Raw genomic sequence first — 16,992 nt, 5'->3', positions numbered from 1 at the left:
AAACCAAGCTGTAAAGGTTTGGTATGATTCGTAGTAAAGTTGAGCCCCTGTCTATTGTAAGACTCTTATTACTCGTGGCAACATTCGTCGTGATGTTCGCCAGTAGCCCGGCCGTCGCCGATTCCGCGGAAAAAATCGTCAAGGTCGGCTGGTACCATAGCGATATGTTCCAAGAGGGAATGAGCGACGATGAGCCCAAAAGAGGTTACGCCTACGAATACCTTCTAAAAATCGCAGACTACAGCGGTTGGCAGTTCTCTTACGAGTACGGCCAATGGGTCGACCTATTAGAAAAACTTGAAAACGGCGACATCGACGTCCTTGCCGGAGTTTCGTACACCAAGGAACGTAGCTCCAAGATGCTGTTTCCCATTCATGCCATGGGAACCGACAGATACTACCTGTATCAGCACGACAAAAAGCGGACCATGGACGTTTCCGACATCACGACCTTTATCGGGAAAAAAATCGGTTGTATCAACAACAACCGCATGACCACGCACCTGATCCAATGGGCCGAAGAAAACCAGGCAAGCCTAGACTACATCTACTATGACGGATTCCGCGGACGAGACGAAGATTTCACCAACGGTAAACTAGACGGCATTGTCGCAACAGACAACAACATCAACACCACCGTTGGTTACTCGCCCGTAGCCAAAGTGGGTGAAGAACCATTCTACCTGGCCGTTGCCAAGAAGCGCAAGGACCTCTTGACCGACTTAAATCGATCTCTTGAAATTTTGCAAGAGATGAACCCCTATTTTCTTCAAAGTCTGCAGTACAAAAGCTATGGGGCCACCATGGCCAATAGCCAACTTTCTGAAGAAGAGTTGCAGTGGGTTTCTACCCATGACACACTGCGCATCGGATATCTAGGAGACTACCTCCCCTACAGCAAGAGCGATAAGGACGGAAACGCCTACGGGCTGATCACCGAAGTTATGGACGCCGCTCTCGACCATCTAAAACTAAGGGATTCGCTCGTCGTATCCTACCAGTCGTTCTACAGTTTCCAGCCAATGATCGACGCACTGACCGAAAATCAAATTGACGCAATTTTCCCCATCGGAGGGCAAATCTGGGATATTGACAGAAGTGGAATGAACACTACCACCGCAGTGGTTTCAACAGGGTTAGACCTTGTCTACCAGGGTAACTTAAGTCAAGAAAAGATCAAACTTTTTGCAATCAACAAGAACAACGAACTGCAAGAAAAATTCGTCAAGAGAAACTACCCCGACGCAGAAATTCTTTACAAGAATTCAATCGAAGATGCTCTTTATGCAGTCAAGAACGAAAACGCGGTCACCATCATCAACGGCCTTCGCGTAAATTTGATTCGCAGCAACAGCGAATTCAACAACCTCTCATTGATGCAATTGAACGCCTCCGGCAACAGCTACCTGGGCGTCAAGAAGGGGAATGTGGGCCTGCTCCTCCTACTGAACCGAGGTCTAAAGTTGACCGGCCGAGATTTTGGCATCAATACAGCCTACAAATACATGGACGAATTCTACAACGTCACATTCATTGATTTTGTAAAAAGCCGCATTATTTCCATCGGTTCAATTTTCCTTGGAATTATGTTGCTCATCATAATTCTTCTTAACAGAAACATCTACCACACCAAAAAAGATGCACTTGAAAAAGAAAGGCTGAACAAAAAACTGGAATTTTCTCGCAAACAGGCAGAAGAAGCGAATAACGCCAAAACAACGTTCCTGTTCAACATGAGCCATGACATTCGAACCCCCATGAATGCCATCATAGGCTTCACAGACCTTCTGCAGAAATACCAGGAAGATCCAGAGAAACGAAACAATTACCTCAAGAAAATCCAAGACTCCAGTACAACACTCCTGTCCATCATTAACAACGTGTTGGAAATGGCACGCATTGAAAAGGGCGCCGAAAAAATTGAAGAAAACGCCTGGAGTACGGAACAGTTTAACGACACCTTATTTTCCGTTTTTCAGGAAATGATGAAGAACAAGGGAATCAAGTTCACCCGAACCATAGAAGTCCAGCACCACAACGTGTTGTGTGACACTATCAAAATGCGTGAAATATTCCTGAACATTCTTTCCAACGCCTACAAATACACCACCTACGGTGGCAGTGTCCATATGAACTTGAAGGAACTGCCCTACAATACCGAGGGATGGTGTCTCTATCAAACCACAATTACCGACACCGGTTGTGGTATGTCCAAGGAATTCCTCCCCCATGTATTTGAAGAATTCGCTCGAGAAAATACCTCTATCGGAAATAGGATTGAAGGTTCTGGTCTTGGCATGTCAATCGTCAAGAGACTTGTGGATCTGATGAACGGAACCATAGAAGTCCATAGCGAAAAGGGAATCGGAACCACATGCATTGTTACGGTTCCCCACAAGATTGCACGCGAAGAGGATTTGCTAGTTCATGCAAATGAAAAATTCAGTCAGGAATCCTTCAAGGGTTATAGAGTTCTTCTGGCCGAAGACAACGATCTAAATGCAGAAATCACCACAACACTTCTGACGGAGGTGGGATTCGCTGTAGATCGCGCCGTAGACGGGCATTGTTGTGCAGAACTGTTAAGCAAGGCAAGCGACAATTACTACAACATAATCCTTATGGACATCCAGATGCCCAAAATTAACGGTTATGAAGCAACTCGCATTATCCGCAGTCTGAGCGACACCAAGAAAGCGACAATTCCAATTATTGCTCTCACAGCTAACGCATTCGAAGAAGATAAACGAGCCGCATTTATGGCAGGCATGAACGGCCACCTATCCAAGCCAATCAATGTCAAAATGCTCTTGCAGGAACTTACGAGAATTCTCGGTAACCAAAACTAGAGAAGGAGTCCATGACACAACCATCTAACAAAAATTCAAGATCCGACAAGATTCATGTTTATCTGCCCCTAGTTTTCATTTGCGTTGTACTGGAATCGATATTCATCATTTCCACCTATTTCTCCGTAGAAAAACAAATCAAGACAGAAGCCAAGGCCCACGCAGAAGAGATTGTGGCCAGCATCCAGAGCGAGCTCAACAAGAGTTTTGAAACGACCAAGTTGTTGATTGACCTCCACAAAGTTTATGGGGACGTATTCCTTAAAGACTTTAACGAAATCTGCCTAGAACTGACCCGCGACAATCTGGCCATCGGTAGCATGTACTTTGCACCCAAGGGAATCATCAAGTATGCATTCCCCGACGAAGTGGATTCTGCTACGGCGAATTTCAATATGTTAGAAGATCCCGTTCAGGGATTAAAGTCACAAAAAGCCCTAGAAGACCGCAAGGCAACCATTGCCGGCCCCCACAACCTGATAGAAGGCGGCGAAGGCTTTATCCTACGAAATCCTGCCTTTATCAACGAAGAATTCATTGGATTTTCCATTGTCGTTCTGGACAAAGGTTTACTTCTGAACCAGATATCGAACAATCTCCATTTTTCTAATTACAATTTTGCCGTATGGAAGGAACCGGACTCCACTGCAGTTCTAGATAAAAATGGATTTATCCTGACCAATTTCAACAACGGAAAGATTGGTAAGGATGTTCAGCTATCATTTGACATTCTTAACGATACCTGGCACATTACCTTGGAACCTATAGGTGGTTGGAACACCCTAAAGGCAATGAGGGGATCCCTTCTCACATCGTTCCTGATTTTAGCAACACTACTTTTCCTGTTATACATGCATTCCCTTGCAGCAGTCCGCAAAAGAGAACTGCAGATGCAGATTTTTGCTAACAAGGCAAAAAGCAGTTTCCTCTTTAGCATGAGCCACGACATTCGTACACCCATGAACGCCATCATCGGCTTTGCCAACCTGATGCAAAAGAATTTAGGCAATCCAGAAAAAATCGCAGACTATCTAAACAAGCTTCAGGCCTCCAGCAAATTTCTCCTTTCCCTAATCAACAATGTTCTTGAAATGGCCCGCATCGAAAGCGGTAAGATGACTCTTGAAGAAGACATCATCTATGTAAAGAATTTCCAGAATGTTACCGATGCCGTATTCACCGATCTCGCACACGAAAAAGGGCTGGATTTTCGCAACGATTCTAACCTGATCAACGATTACGTCATCGGCGACGAAATGAAGATTAGGGAACTAGTGTTAAATATCGTAAGCAACGCCATCAAGTACACCCCTTCTGGCGGCTTTGTTCACCTATCCCTGACAGAATCTAAATGCGATCGACCCGGCTACACCATGTATACAGCCATCGCAGAAGATTCAGGCATCGGCATCAACAAGGATTACCTCCCCCACATCTTCGAGGAATTCTCTCGAGAAAAAAATTCCACGGAGAGCAAGATTAGCGGAAGTGGTCTTGGCATGCCCATTGTCAAGCGCCTGATCGATTTAATGAACGGCACCATAGACATTCAGAGTAAAGTCGGCAAAGGAACGAAGATAACCATCGTTCTTTACCTGCGTCTCCCCACGGCCGAACAAATTTACGCCGCAAAACAGGTAAACGAGAACGCCAACGGGAAAGTCCACGAAGAATCAACCTCGGAATCCAAATCCTTCCAGGGGAAGCGAATTCTCCTCGTAGAAGATAACGACCTAAACGCAGAAATTGCAGAAGCACTCCTTGAAGAACTAGGATTCACCATAGAACGAGCAGCCGACGGGCAATCCTGTATCAAGATGATAGAGGCCCAGGATTACAATTATTATGACATAGTTCTCATGGACATTCAAATGCCGATTATGGATGGGTATGAAGCCACTCGACATATTAGGCAATTCAAGAATAAAAACAAGCGAAAAATTCCCATTGTGGCCATGACAGCAAACGCCTTTGACGAAGATCGTCAGAAAGCACTGAATATCGGTATGAATGGGCATGTCGCAAAACCAATCAACACCGCTGATTTGGTAAAGGCATTGACCAACGCACTTTCGGACAGGCAATAATTTTTTAAATTTGCCCCCACTATGCCCGAATGGTTTAAAAATTTTTCCTGGGAACGAATATTCGACGCATTGGCCGCCGTTTCTCCGACCCCTATAAAGATTGCAGTAATCGCTGGCAAGTCTTTCCTGTATTTCCATGGTCTTACCCGTGCAGCAGCCTTGACCTACACCAGTTTCTTGGCTGTGGTCCCCATGCTGATCCTGCTGACTTCCATAACTATTTCTGCCGGCTTTGGTAGTTTCTTCTCTGATTACCTCCCCCACCTCTTTGACATTCTTGATTTGGACTGGCCCACAGAACCCCTGGTAGCCATCGTGCAGAATGCAGAACACGTACCTATCGGTCGACTGGGCTTCATCGGCGCATTGGGTCTTTTCGTCACCTTCATTCTGTCTTTCGGAAGTCTGGAATCCAATTTCAACGTCGTTTGGGAAAACAAGACTTCTCGCCCCCTCCACAAGCAGATCCGTATCGCCATCCCCCTGTTGCTGGTATATGCAGGCATCATCGGCATTTACGCAGGTCTTGTAAACCAGCTGCAGGAAGCCCTTTCCCTGATCGTGGTAGATGGTTTGCATTTCCCGCCCTCTGTCATCAAGACCCTCATTAATGCATTCTGGTTCTCTTCTTTCCAGTTTGCTGTAATCTTGATGATTTTCATGGTATTGTACGCCTTGCCGGCCCGGCCCGCAGAAAAGCGATCCTACACCAAGAAGCAACTGATATTGACCTCTATCGGAGTATCCCTGCTGGCCTGGATCTGCATTATCGCCTATGTGAAGATTTTGGTGCTCATCCAGACCGCACTGGTCACAAGAATGTCTATTTTCTATGGGTCCTTAGCTTTTATTCCCCTGGTGCTTTTCCTCGTTTTCGGAATCTGGATTATCATCTTGTGCGGCAACAGTCTGGTATGGACCATTTGCAACTGGCCCGAAGCCGCAAACCGTACCTGGAACTGGGATGGAATTACAGCCGAAGGGCACGGACTTACAACGGAGGATCGTCTATGATTTTCAAGAAGATTTTGATTACGGGCCTTGCCCTCATGGGTTTGGCATCCACCGCCAACGCCGAACTGCAATCAGTCAAGTTCACCCCCGAAGAAAAGGTGAATGACGGTTGGAAGGCCTTCCTTGGCATCGGTGGAGGTAATTCCCTGGTTGCTGACGACGGAGCCATCTTCGCCAATCTGCGAATCGGTATCCAGTGGAACAACCTGCTGGCCTCCGGCCTTTTCGCCAACTTCCTCATCAGCGACATTCGCAATTATAATGTGCCCCAGAAGCAGATGTTGGACTACAATTCCTTTGGAGCCTTCATCGAACTGTTCCCGGTGCGCATCAATGAAGCATTCAGCATTTCCGTTCCCATCGAAGTGGGTGGCGGCGCCATCAATGTCATCGAAAATGGCGACAACAATTTTTCTTCCGAAGATTACTTCTTTGTAGCCGACATGGCCGTTCATTTCAACTATCGTGTAACAAAGATGTTGGAAGTTTCCATCGGTGGAGGCTACCGCATGTTTAACGGCATCGAAGAAAACGGATTGGAAAATCTGGACTTCTGCACCCCCTTTGGCGAACTCCGCTTTACCATTAAGGAATAGGGTTCAGTACGTCTGACTTTATAACACTTCGTGGATGCAGACTCCACAACCTAAGGAATGTGGATGTCCAATTCCCCTTGGGGAAGATTACGGTTGTCTGTGGACCTTCGGGGTGTGGAAAGTCGACCCTGGTCCTTGATACATTACACGGAGAATCCAAGCGCAGGTATCTAGAAACCCTATCGCCCTACGCAGCCGAAATGCTGGGCGGTCGTAAGGTTATACCCCTTGACAGTGCTGACGGTCTGCCCGCTAGCCTTGCCATTGGCCCAAGCCACGGAGAAGCCAGCGCCAAGTCCTACGCCTTAAGCATTTCTGAATGCGACAGCAGTTTGCGAACTCTATTCGCAGCTTTCGCCAAACCGGCCTGCCCTGTTTGCGGCAAGCCCATGGAAAGCACTAGCCGCGAAGACATTATCCGCCAGGTTGCGAGCCTTCCCGAAGGAACCAAACTGCAATTTTTCGCCCGAATCGACACCGGTGCAAGTGAGGACGCCTCCGGTCGCAAACGTAGCGGCCAATCGCTAGACAAACTTTCAGCCGCTTTCCTGGCCCAGGGTTTTACCCGTGCCGTTGCTGACGACCAAGTCATTTCTCTAGCAGACCTAACAGACGATCAACGAGCAATCTGCCCCAGTGAATTCTTTATCGTTGTGGACAGAATCATAGTCCGTTCCAACACCCGCACGAGAATTGCCGAAGCCGTTGACGGAGTCCTTAAGCTAACTCACACCGAAGTTACACTAGATGAAAACGGCAATCGCCGAGTATTTAGCACAGTCCCCAGCTGTAAGGAACACGGTGCTGCGGACTTTCACGCCTTGGACGCCTCGGACTTCTCCCCCTACTGCAGAAGTTCCGTCTGCCCCACCTGTGGTGGAACCGGCACCTGCGAAAAAGACGGCAACATCGAAGATTGCACGGAATGTAAAGGTCTCCGTCTCAAGAAAGGTCTGCTCAACGCCACAGTTCAGGGAACCCGCTGGAGCGACTTGCTGACGACACCCTTCGCAAACCTGGAAGAAAAAATCCACGCGGTTTTTGACGGTCCCATACAAGAAAGTAGGCAGGCAACTTTGTCCCGTCTTACGGCATCCCTGTCCGAACGAATTCAAGCCATCAACGAACTTGGCATCGGTTACTTGACTCCGGGCCGCGCAGGCACCACCCTTTCCGGAGGCGAAATCCAGCGTCTCCGTTTGGCAAGCCTTTCTACAGGTCATTTAAACAATTTGCTGATTGCGCTAGATGAACCGGCAAGTGGTCTCCACAAAAACGACGTGGAAGCCCTCTGGAACGTCCTTAAAAAAGTGCAGGCCCGCGGGAATACTCTAGTCCTTATAGAACACAATCCAGCCATTATCGAGAAAGCTGACTGGATAATAGAAATGGGACCGGGCGCAGGAGAAAAAGGCGGAGAAGTGCTGCACATGGGATCCGCCGCAGAGATTTTGAACAACCCCGTCTCCCCCACCGGAAACTGGATTAAGTATTTGAAAGGCACGAGGCGCGAGACTGAACGTCATTCTGAGCCGAAGGCGATATATGAAACTAGGGACTTTAGTCCCCTAGTTGAATTAGGTTCGAAGGAGCAGAATCCAGGAGCATCCATTCTCGTTCGCGATTTTGCCCTCTTCGATATGAAATCCGTTTCGGCAGATTTCCCTTTAAAGAAATTCAGCGTGATCACAGGCCAGAGCGGTAGCGGTAAGTCTACCCTCATGTTCAAGAATCTGGCACCTCGCGCAGAAGCCGGCGAATTCGCCCCCTTGGGAATCGATGCCCTATCCATACTTTCTACAGGCGATTTTCATGGAAACCGTCGCAGTACGGTATTAAGCGCCACCAACATGAGCAACCTTTTGCGGGACCTTTTCGCAAAAATGCCCGAAAGCAAAGTCCGTGGTTACAACGCCGCCAAATTCGCCACCCACGCTGCTGGCGGACGCTGCGAAAACTGCAAGGGAGAAGGCGTCATCCTGGACCCCTCCGGCTATGAAGAAAACGAATGCCCCGTTTGTCTGGGCAGACGTTTCAAGGATGAAGTCCTAGACATCCGTTTCAAGAGCAAATCCATCGCCGACATTCTGGATATGGAAATCGGGAACGCCTACAAGCTTTTCTACGACATGAAGCCTTTCGCCGATAAGTTGAAACCTCTTGTAGACACAGGCCTCGACTACATCCGTCTGGGGCAAAGCACGGCCCACATGTCCGGTGGCGAACGAGCCCGCTTACGACTTTCCATCGCTCTCGCCCGTGCGAAAGCACCTAACACTCTTTTCCTGTTTGATGAACCCGCCCGCGGTCTCCATCAGGTCGATATCAATCACCTGCTAGAGCTGATCCGCGGCCTCACGGAAGCGGGCCACACCGTAGTAGCTATCGAGCATGCACAGGACTTTGTGAATGCAGCCGACTACGTGGTGGAATTAAGCAGATAGAAACTAGTCTTGGAGACAACGAACCGACTTTGCGAAGTTCTTGTTGCTGTAGTTGAGTATCGCACTCTCCTCAGCGGAGTCCAGGTCCAAGAAGAAGGCGTTGTTACTATAGTCCTCACCCGACGACCAGAAGTTAGCGTCGTAACCGATATAGTCGAATTCACCGGCGATTTCTCTGCCGCCACCGGGGAGCGCAGAGAAACCATAGGTATCCGTTCCGTTGCCTCCAAATTTCCAACCGGACTTGGACTTCAAGAACTCGCCCGCAGTAGATGAACTGACGTTACTGGCATGTCCATATCCGAATGACGGATCAATGTAATTGATCAATGTTTCAAATTCCCTATAGCTCGGCAAGTGCCAGCCCTGGGGGCAAACACCGCGAACCGGAGTTGTTGGATTAAGGGAAACTCCGCAGGTTTTGCCATAAGTACAGGCAGCTTCATCCATGGCAACTTCCCAAGTATACAGACGACCGTATGTTGTACAATTTGCAGCAATTTCTTCAGCAGTCAAATTTTTATTACTGGAATAATCGTAGCCTCCGTCACCGTAACAGCCGCTCCATGCGTAGGAGCCCATACTAGAGACATCGCCCGGGTTATAGTTCAAGTTCTCCGCCATCCAGGTCTGGGTTCCGATGGTTATTGTCTTGTAATTTTGACCGTCGCGAGAATCAGTTAACGATCCATATTCAACGCTGGAGGAAGAGGAAGTTTCGCTCCCCTCGCTAGAGTCCCTGAGACAACGAACGTAAGCACCGGAGTTCAGCTTATTGAGCCATGCGTCGGGCACGTCGTCGATGTTGTAGTTGAAGAACCAACCGTACGCATAGTTTCTATAGAGTTCAGTAGAACTCCAGAAGATTGTGCTTTCGCCTTCGTCGTAGGAATGTTCATCATCGCCGCGATAGCCTGCCGGCAGAACCGCGAAGTCGAAGGAATCGGTACCATTGCCACCACTAAACCAACCACTGGTAGATTTCAGTGACCTACCGGCAGAACTGATTCCACCTACGGCAGTCCACAGAGTATCCCATTCCGTGTAACTTGGTAAGTGCCAACCTGTAGGGCAAGCATCCATAGCAGCAGACCATTCATATAAACGGCCATACTTAGAACAATTTCTTGTTTCACTTTCATAGCAGTAACTTTTGTTTGTATTGTAGTTCAAGTTCTCCGCCATCCAGGTCTGTGTACCGATGGAAACGGTCTTGTAAGTTCGACCGTCGCGAGAATCGTTTAACGAACCATATTTGACGCTGGAGGAAGAGTTCGTCGGCTTCGCCTGCGAGCTCGACGAGGAGGCTCCGACCCCCTCGTCGGAATCCCTGAGACAACGTACGGAATAACCTTCGTACTTTTCGACGCGGATACGGGCCACGTCGCCGTAGTCGCAGTGGAATGTCCAAGAGTACGCGGAGTAGCTCTTGTACTCACCAGAACTCCAGAAGTCAGCGATGTCTTCCTCTCTCATGAAATCGCCATCATCGATGCCGCGGAGGCCTGCCGGAAGAACAGTGAAACCGAAGGAATCAGTACCGTTACCTTTATGGTACCAGCCGCTGGTAGATTTTAGTTTTGCTGCGGCAATCCTGGTTCCACCTACCACAGTCCACAGAGTATTCCATTCAGCATCGTTGGGCACATGCCAGCCTTCGGGACAAATACCGCGGTGGGGGCTGTTGGGGGTGCAGGTCTTGCCATAGCCACACTTGGTTCCTGCATTTACATTAAACTGGGCAGCACTATCCATCACGGCACTCCAGGTATAAAGGCGACCGTACTTGTCGCAGTTGGAAGCCTTGTTTTCGTAGCACCAGCTGGTGGAATCGGAAGTGTAACCTTCGTAGTTGAACTTCACGCCAGTGTATGCGTAGTTCAGGTTTTCGGCCATCCAGGTCTGGGTGCCGATGGTGACTGTCTTGTAAACTTGACCGTCGCGTTCATCAGTAAACTCGCCGTAGTCAATGTCAGGGTTCAGGTAGGACCAATTCGCCTTGGAACTGCTGGATCCTTCGCTATCGCTCAGGATGACACTAGAGGAGGAGCTCAGGATGACACTGGAGGAAGAAGAGTCGTCATCATTAGCCGGTCCGTTTGAAGATTCGCCGTCGCCACAGGCGGCAAGACCCAAAGCCATGGCAAAAGCACCAACTGCAATCGCACTAAATCCAAAATTCGGCTTCATATTTTTCATAGATTCCTCAAACCACCCGTTTTTCAAGATTTATTCTACAAACAAATCCATAAATTACTTTCTCAAACACCCTGCGTATTGGAACAAACTAAGTCCAAATTCAGGCAGCACCGCAATCAGGTGGTCAAATATGTCAGACTGGATTCCTTCGTAGGCCACCCACTGGGTAACATTAGCGAAGGCATAAATTTCCAGAGGCAGACCTTCGGGAGTTGGAGCCAGCTGGCGAGTCATCAAAGTCATGTCCTGCGCCACATTTTTTAGAGAGCGTAAGTACGCCGTACAATAGGCGCGGAAAGTTCCGATGTTAGTCATGTGACGACTATTCACCATGTCCAGCTCCGTAGGCACGGCACCTTCTCCGTACTTGGCGGTAAATTCCGAAGCCAACTCTACGCGCTTTTCATCCATGTAGGGTTTCAAGATTTCAATCTTAGACAATCGTTCGATTTCTTCTTCTGTCAAGAAGCGGATACTCTGCTGATCAATGAAAAGTGAACGCTTGATTCGGCGACCACCGGATTCTTCCATTCCGCGCCAGTTCTTGAAACTGTTGGTAATGAGGTCATAAGCAGGAATTACCGAAATGGTCTTGTCCCAGTTTCTGATTTTCACAGAGGTAAGAGTAATGTCGATGACTGTACCATCAGTATGGTGACGTTCAATCTCAATCCAATCCCCTTTGCGGAGCAAGTCAGACAAATTAATCTGGATACCCGAAACTACGCCCAGAATGGAATCCCTAAAGATCAACATCAAGATGGTTGCGGCGGCACCCATAGCGGAGAGTATGAATACGGGGCTCTTGCCAATAACCTGCGATATGACAACAATGGCACAAACGCAGAACAAAATCAGTTTAACCGCCTGGAATGTTCCGTGGAAAGATTTGTTCTTTCGTCTTTGGTTCTGGTCGTTCAAGGTTTCGACCACATCAAAGAAGGAGCTTCCCGCCGCAAAGGCAATCAGGGCAAACCATACTGCAGAAACACGGGTACAAATATCGTACACAAGGGACTGCTGCTCCACAAAGCGGGCAAAGGCTGCGCTAAAAATTGTTGCGGGAACAAGCTGCAAAGCCCTAGAAAAGAACCGTTTTTCTACAAGGAGATCGTCAAACTTGTTGGGAGTCTTTTCTGCAATTTTTCGGGCAATAGGATTCACCACGAACATGCAGAGTAGAAGAACAACGAGAACTATGCTTAAAAAGATTACAAAATTCAAGCTCATAGCCCTAAAATACAAAAATGAAAACAGCCTAAACGGTATGCTCTAGCCTGGAAAAGAATAAATTGCTAGATTTTCGGCCATGAAAAAGTCAGTACCTATTACAGTGCTCACCGGTTACTTAGGAGCCGGAAAAACTACTCTTCTCAATTACGTTCTTAACAACCAGCAAGGCTATCACGTCGCCGTTATCGTTAACGACATTGGCGAAGTGAATATCGACCAGACCCTGATTGAAAAGGGCGGAAACATCACTAAGGCCGACGACGGCACCGTGGTTCCCCTTTCCAATGGCTGCATCTGCTGTTCCCTGAAGCAGGACATGCTGGAACAGATTGCCGAAATTCTCGAAACAGGCAAGTTCGACTACATTCTTATTGAAGCAAGCGGTATTTGCGAACCGGTACCTATCGCACAGACCATCTGCATGGCCGGCATGCAGCTCCAGAGTACCAAGGGCGAACCTCTCCCCTGCCACCTGGACAACGTGGTTTCCGTGGTTGACGTCTGCCGTCTGGCCGACGAATTTGGCGGTGGCCAGAAGCTCCTTCAGAAGGATCTTGAAGAAACCGACATCGCAAACCTTCTGATCCAGCAGATCGAATTCTGCAATACCATCATCATGAACAAGGTGGATCAGCTTTCCAAGAACGATCTCGAAAAGGTGAAGGCCGTGGTTCGCGCCCTCCAGCCCGAAGCCAAGATGATCGAGACCAACTTCGGTAAGGTTGAAATGTCTGACATTCTGGACACCAAGCAGTTTGACTTTGAAAAGGTGGCAAATTCTGCTGCCTGGGCAAAGGAACTGGGTAAGTCCGTAGACGAAGAAGACATCGACGAAGACGATGACGATCACGACGATCATCACCATCACGACCACGACGAAGACCATAGCGACTGCGACCATGAACATGGCGTCTGCCATCACCACCATGATGATGACGATGATGACGAACATGAACATCATCATGACCATGACGAAGACCACAGCCACTGCGACCACGAACACGGCGTCTGCCACTGCGGTCATCACCACGACAAGGATCATCCCCATGGCGATGAATACGGCATTTCTACCTTCGTGTATGAACGCCGTCGTCCGCTGATCCGCGAACGTTTCGAAGTGTTCCTGGATAACTATCCCAACGCCATCATCCGCACCAAGGGTCTCCTGTGGTTCGAAGACGAGCGCGATACAAGCTATCTGTTCGAACAGGCCGGCAAGCAAGCCTCTGCCCAGAATTTCGGTCCCTGGTTCGCCTCTGAACCCGAAGCCGAACAGAAACGAATCCTCAAGGAAAATCCGGACCTGTTGAAGGTCTGGGACGAAAAGTACGGCGACCGCATTGTTCGCTTGGTCTTTATCGGCCAGCACATGGAAAAGAAGAAGGTTATCGCCGCCATGGACGCTTGTCTCGGCGAATAATCTCGCAAAACCAATCCATTAAAAAATCCGGTTTCGTTCGTCGCGAAATCGGATTTTCATTTTTTAAAGTTTCGGTGGATTACCCCAAATTCTCACACCGTTGCGATACACCGCTATAAACGGATTTATAGGAACATCAGCAACGTCTCCATAATCCTTATCTTCTTGCGGCATTCCCACATAATCAATTCCATCTACATCAGCAGAATGGGGCATCCACGACCAGTCCTTTTCATTGGGAATCAAGAAACGTTTCTTTGCAGGTTGTCTAAACGTTTCACACCAATCATTCGCATAAATACCATAAGAAAAACCAACATCAAGTCTCATCGAAGATTTCGAATTTATCACCGCAGAAGCTAAAGGTACTGTTATGACCCAAACGGACTCTCCTGTTACAGGATCATAAGAATTCGTTAAAGGAAGAGGAACAACTTCACGCATCGCACCTCTCATAGAAGCATCTGCATATTCGCCATTCTTTCCTAAGCAAGGTTGATTAAATCCGTTTTCATCATAGGCTTGGCAAATATCAGCATCTACAAGCAAAGGGCATGAACCAATTTTATCGTCAACACCCGCTACAACTTTAATCTCTTCAGGTTTTGCTTTTGCATACAATCTCAACTCAACACTATCCAATATAAATTCTTCATTATTTACAATTCTTAACTGAAGAAAATCAAGACCGCCAAATTCATATTGATAGGAACGGACTTCCATATCATAAAGTTTTTCCGCAACAAGTTCCCAAGACGAAGAGGAAACTACGTCATTTGAACTAGAACTATAATCCTGTAAAGAAATTTCAGATGATGATGACGTTCCAATCGTCTCCGGAATTGAATCGGTAGAAGATTCGATCTTACTTTTTTCTGAGGAAGACGATTCCGCCTCATTTAATTCGGAAGAAGATTCAGCTTCAATTTGCCCGGAAGAACCAGTATTTTGTTTATGCGAAGATGAAGAAAGCTCTTCGACAATCACATTTTCATTGGCATCGAGATTGACGTCCGAGCAGCCGGTCAAAAAAGCCAGTCCACAAAGGGCAGCACTCAAGGTACGTTTACTTTTAAACAAACAGTTCATTTGCAAAATCCTTCATCCTTTATCATACCAATCTAGCTTAATTATTGTTATTAGTGTCCGGTAAAAAATATAGCCAAAAATAAAAATGGCAGGCTCCTCAGACGAAGAAGCCGCCTCAACGGGCTGCCCGGATGGCTGGGACGGCTCAAAATCATCGATTCCACAACGGAGACGCTGTTCTCCAACCTGGTTTTCAGGGGGGTCGGCAGGGACCCGAAAATTGGAAAGAAGAAAGGCGGTATAAAGGTCCATACAGTCATCATCGCGAACCTTCTCCTGACCCTTGTGCAGCGCAGCCTTGAACGGTACTGGGAACGCATGCTGCAGCATCCACCTTGCACATCGTAGCACCCAAATTTCTAGGGAGGGGGCTTGCAACGGCAAAATAAAAGTCTAGACCGCGTAAAATCTGGAGTCTAGACATTTTGAAAATTTTCTCCGTACACTAATAAATTATTATATTTCCCGTACGTATGGAGGATACGACTGTGATTTTCAAAGCAAATTTTTCTTGTTTAGGAATATTCATTATTTCCTTAATCTGTGCCTGTTCAGATAATTCAAGCGGACCGTCTACCGAAAGTTGGGTATCCAATCCAGCAAATGCAGGCGAAGAGGTTTATTCAAACAAGAACGGAGACCGACTTAACGGCATTGAATGCAGCATTTACGCAAGCGAAAATGCTGTATACGAAGTTTCAACAACAAATTCTTCGGGTTTTCATGTAACAACGACTGTCCAAACGATAATAAAGTACCCAACAGCCAGTACCACTGTTTACGTTGAAGCGGATCCATCCTCAGAAGACGTCATGGAGGCACTTTGTTTATCCGTCAAAAAGGATAACCAAGATGCAGACATTGAATGCACCAGGAACTACGTAAAGCTAAACAATAGCGGAGCAGTCAATGGACCTTTTAAAGATATTTTTGATTACGTAATTCAAAACGCAATCAGCCGTTGTTCCAACATATAAAAAGATATTTCATACTAAATTTTTTCGAAAAAACAATGGGGGTTCTATGAAAATGAATAAGCGTCCTTTTTTCCTTGGTGCATTGTCCTTGGGAGCAATTCTATGCGCCTGCACATCAGAAAATTCTTCCAACGCAACAGCTTCTTCTGTTACCGAGGAAAACTGGTTCAAGGATCCTGCCAGCACAGGCAGGGAAGTGTACACAAGCTCCAATCAGAAGGGCGATAAAAGTTACAGCTGTTCCATCTACGCTACAGAAAATACTTTTACAGTTGTTTCAAGGACTAGCCAACCCAGAGAAACAACAACCTCAACCGGCCACTCCACCTACACCCCAGGCTATCTTGAAACCACCTCTTATACAGAGTCTTCATTAGCATCTTCGCCAACTATGAAATCACTGTGCGAACAAGCCAAGACCATGTATGAAGCCATGATTAAATCTGGAAAGGCAAATATTGATTGCGAAGACAACCATGTCCAGATCTACTCCAGTGCAAATACATCCATGGATATGAATCAAATTATTCAAGTCCAGATTAGCCTTTGCAAAGCGGGGGAGCAGGAGTTCTTGGCAGGTTCCAGCACAAGCGATACTGTCACAAATGACGTGCCAGTAACAAACGATCCTCTGCCAGAAACATCACCGAATGGTGGAAATTCAACGACTCAGGAAAATTCCATTTCCTGTCAAATATCGCCCAGCGACCCCTATACTATGCAAATTGTCACTGCAGACGGCCGGTCGGAAACTTCATATATGACGATAAACAGTAATGGAGCATCCATAACCGACACCTATACCGGCATTGACGCAGAAACATTTACAAAAATCTGCCAGAAAGTCCAGGAAGAATTCAACGCTCAATGCGAAGACTATACAATTTACATAACCGATCCAGAAATGACTCCGGACCTGCTTCCTCCCTCAACCATCGTTGAAATGATGGAACAGGACTGCATCGATTTGTTGAGTGGAGCCATCACGTTTGATGAATACATCCTGGACTAAAGTTTCGTGAGCAGGCTTGGCATAAATTTTGCAAGATTTTTCTAGATTTTTAGCCGAAAAATCTAAACACAA

At 47.3% G+C, this 16,992-nt stretch carries 11 protein-coding genes and 1 pseudogene; 9 read left to right on the top strand and 3 right to left on the bottom strand.

Features of this window, described 5'->3' with window-relative positions:
• The first annotated feature begins 23 nt into the window (after nt 1-23).
• From MMG03_RS07750 to MMG03_RS07730, 5 genes are read left to right on the top strand one after another with little or no spacing between them, the layout of a single operon-like run.
• On the top strand, nt 24-2,849 hold the full coding sequence (locus MMG03_RS07750; RefSeq protein ID WP_249506022.1) for an ATP-binding protein: 2,826 nt from the start codon (nt 24-26) through the stop codon (nt 2,847-2,849).
• A gap of 11 nt (nt 2,850-2,860) precedes the next feature.
• The gene (locus tag MMG03_RS07745) at nt 2,861-4,936 is read left to right on the top strand and encodes a response regulator (protein ID WP_073284408.1); all 2,076 of its coding nucleotides are present in this window, start codon (nt 2,861-2,863) and stop codon (nt 4,934-4,936) included.
• 21 nt (nt 4,937-4,957) lie between these two features.
• The gene (locus MMG03_RS07740) at nt 4,958-5,950 is read left to right on the top strand and encodes a YihY/virulence factor BrkB family protein (RefSeq protein WP_073158391.1); all 993 of its coding nucleotides are present in this window, start codon (nt 4,958-4,960) and stop codon (nt 5,948-5,950) included.
• Nucleotides 5,947-6,546, top strand: a complete 600-nt coding sequence (locus MMG03_RS07735; RefSeq protein ID WP_249506021.1) for a hypothetical protein — start codon at nt 5,947-5,949, stop codon at nt 6,544-6,546. The genes MMG03_RS07740 and MMG03_RS07735 overlap by 4 nt, the downstream gene beginning before the upstream one ends.
• A 59-nt stretch (nt 6,547-6,605) precedes the next feature.
• Nucleotides 6,606-8,990 (top strand): ABC transporter, encoded by a 2,385-nt coding sequence (locus MMG03_RS07730; protein ID WP_249506020.1) that lies wholly within the window; start codon nt 6,606-6,608, stop codon nt 8,988-8,990.
• 3 nt (nt 8,991-8,993) lie between these two features.
• On the opposite strand, the gene MMG03_RS07725 is transcribed toward MMG03_RS07730, so the two are convergent.
• Together MMG03_RS07725 and MMG03_RS07720 are read right to left on the bottom strand one after the other, a co-directional pair.
• A complete protein-coding gene (locus MMG03_RS07725) occupies nt 8,994-11,189 on the bottom strand; it encodes a fibrobacter succinogenes major paralogous domain-containing protein (RefSeq protein WP_088666192.1) in 2,196 nt (731 codons plus the stop codon).
• A 54-nt stretch (nt 11,190-11,243) separates the two neighbouring features.
• Nucleotides 11,244-12,419 carry a mechanosensitive ion channel family protein gene (locus MMG03_RS07720; protein WP_249506019.1) on the bottom strand — a complete coding sequence of 392 codons (1,176 nt, stop codon included), beginning with the start codon at nt 12,417-12,419 and terminating at the stop codon, nt 11,244-11,246.
• 79 nt (nt 12,420-12,498) lie between these two features.
• On the opposite strand from MMG03_RS07720, the gene MMG03_RS07715 reads away from it, so the two are divergent.
• Nucleotides 12,499-13,842 carry a GTP-binding protein gene (locus tag MMG03_RS07715; protein WP_249506018.1) on the top strand — a complete coding sequence of 448 codons (1,344 nt, stop codon included), beginning with the start codon at nt 12,499-12,501 and terminating at the stop codon, nt 13,840-13,842.
• Between the two features lie 63 nt (nt 13,843-13,905).
• Here MMG03_RS07715 and MMG03_RS07710 read toward each other — a convergent pair whose 3' ends face one another.
• A complete protein-coding gene (locus MMG03_RS07710) occupies nt 13,906-14,931 on the bottom strand; it encodes a hypothetical protein (RefSeq protein ID WP_249506017.1) in 1,026 nt (341 codons plus the stop codon).
• A gap of 132 nt (nt 14,932-15,063) precedes the next feature.
• Here MMG03_RS07710 and MMG03_RS16090 point away from each other — a divergent pair.
• The 3 genes and pseudogenes from MMG03_RS16090 to MMG03_RS07695 form a co-directional block, all read left to right on the top strand.
• Nucleotides 15,064-15,201 (top strand): annotated as a pseudogene (locus tag MMG03_RS16090) (transposase); the annotation flags it as partial.
• Between the two features lie 203 nt (nt 15,202-15,404).
• Nucleotides 15,405-15,908, top strand: coding sequence for a hypothetical protein (locus tag MMG03_RS07700; protein ID WP_139259128.1), 504 nt, complete (start codon nt 15,405-15,407; stop codon nt 15,906-15,908).
• A 46-nt stretch (nt 15,909-15,954) separates the two neighbouring features.
• Nucleotides 15,955-16,920 carry a hypothetical protein gene (locus MMG03_RS07695; RefSeq protein WP_249506016.1) on the top strand — a complete coding sequence of 322 codons (966 nt, stop codon included), beginning with the start codon at nt 15,955-15,957 and terminating at the stop codon, nt 16,918-16,920.
• The last annotated feature ends 72 nt before the right edge of the window (nt 16,921-16,992 follow it).

Source organism: Fibrobacter sp. HC4 (assembly GCF_023373925.1).
Taxonomy (GTDB): Bacteria; Fibrobacterota; Fibrobacteria; order Fibrobacterales; family Fibrobacteraceae; genus Fibrobacter.
This window is presented reverse-complemented; position numbering and strand designations above follow the sequence as displayed.